The 1,268-nt window shown below is 42.2% G+C and carries 2 protein-coding genes and 1 pseudogene; 1 reads left to right on the plus strand and 2 read right to left on the minus strand.

Going from position 1 to position 1,268, the window contains the following annotated elements:
* Positions 1-288: 288 nt before the first annotated feature.
* Together AB4513_RS24550 and AB4513_RS24555 are read right to left on the minus strand one after the other, a co-directional pair.
* Positions 289-507 (minus strand): hypothetical protein, encoded by a 219-nt coding sequence (locus tag AB4513_RS24550; RefSeq protein ID WP_102257391.1) that lies wholly within the window; start codon positions 505-507, stop codon positions 289-291.
* 185 nt (positions 508-692) lie between these two features.
* On the minus strand, positions 693-875 hold the full coding sequence (locus AB4513_RS24555; RefSeq protein ID WP_371731383.1) for a transposase: 183 nt from the start codon (positions 873-875) through the stop codon (positions 693-695).
* A gap of 63 nt (positions 876-938) precedes the next feature.
* On the opposite strand from AB4513_RS24555, the pseudogene AB4513_RS24560 reads away from it, so the two are divergent.
* Positions 939-1,268: pseudogene (locus AB4513_RS24560) on the plus strand (transposase); the annotation flags it as partial.

A 1,268-nucleotide genomic window follows, 5' to 3' on the forward strand; every position in this document is an offset into this window, starting at 1 on the left:
TTATCTAAGTTGACATTTTATGCGGCATACGGAACAGGGCAAGCCTGTATATCTCCCTATGGGAAAGCAGCCTGTAAAGGTTGCCGATAGGTATGCAGGTAAAGGAGGTTAGAAAAAGCGAATGCTACTTTGTAATGAAGTAGATACAGGTTATATCTGGCGCGAAAGCGAGCTGACTTCTAACTGGTCTCCCGTTGCGAGATAGCTTGAAGAACTTTATTAAAGAAGAAAAACAAATGATGATTTCGAATAAAATCAGTGCGTCTTCTGACAGCGAACCGTGGTTTCTTATTCATTAAATGGCCATTGGGGCAGTTTTAAAGCTTTAAGTGTGTATCGCAAAGGTAATTTTGTTACTGGGTGCTTAACGAGGCCTTTGTGGAGGCTTGAGCCGTATGCAGTGAAAGTTGCACGTACGGTTCTGAGGAGGGAGGCATCTGGGAACAGGTGCCGCCTATCCGACAGAGGCGTTTTAGCGATAATCGCCGTTAACTGTAATTTCGTCATTTTTAGCCTGTATTCTGGAGTTAAAGTGCTCCTGGATAAGAGTAACTTGGCGTTCATGTAAAAACAGTGTGTTCAAATCTACACCCCTTTCAAGAGGGGCGTTTTTCATCGATAATTTAGGCTCTTAGCGAAAACAAATAGTAATCGGGAAGTATTCCAAAAAATGCCCCTGTATTTTCAATTTTTCACCACACAGCCAAGTTAAAAGATTTTCGCTTCTTAAGCTCAATAAGCCATGAACCAAAATATTTTTCGACCGACTTATCTTTCCATAAAATTGACCTTGCGGCATGGATAAATAGCGTTCTCAGTTCTTTATTTCCTCTTTTTGATATTCCAAGTAGCGTTAACTGGCTTTGTTGCGTAATTCAATGGAACTAAATCAAGAACCTACGATCTGATCAGCTACGTTCACTACTTCTCGTAGCTCTATGCCTAAACCTCTTTACAAAACAACCAACTGGAAGCAATACAACCAATCACTCATTAACCGTGGCTCTCTGACCTTTTGGATTGATGAAGAGGCGATAGCGGGTGGGCGCAAAGCAAACAGAATAAGCGCGGTAGGCCACGTCGATTCAGTGATTTAGCTATCACGACAGCACTCATGGTGAAACGCGTGTTTTCTATGCCACTGAGAGCGTTGCAAGGATTTATCAACTCGATATTTAGACTGGCCCATGTTCCATTAAGCTGTCCGCATTACACCTGCATCAGTCGTAGAGCAAAGCAAGTTGAGGTCTCATTTAAGACAAAAACGA

The sequence above is a fragment of the Vibrio sp. 10N.222.54.E6 genome (genome assembly GCF_041473955.1).
Lineage (GTDB): Bacteria > Pseudomonadota > Gammaproteobacteria > Enterobacterales > Vibrionaceae > Vibrio > Vibrio tasmaniensis_A.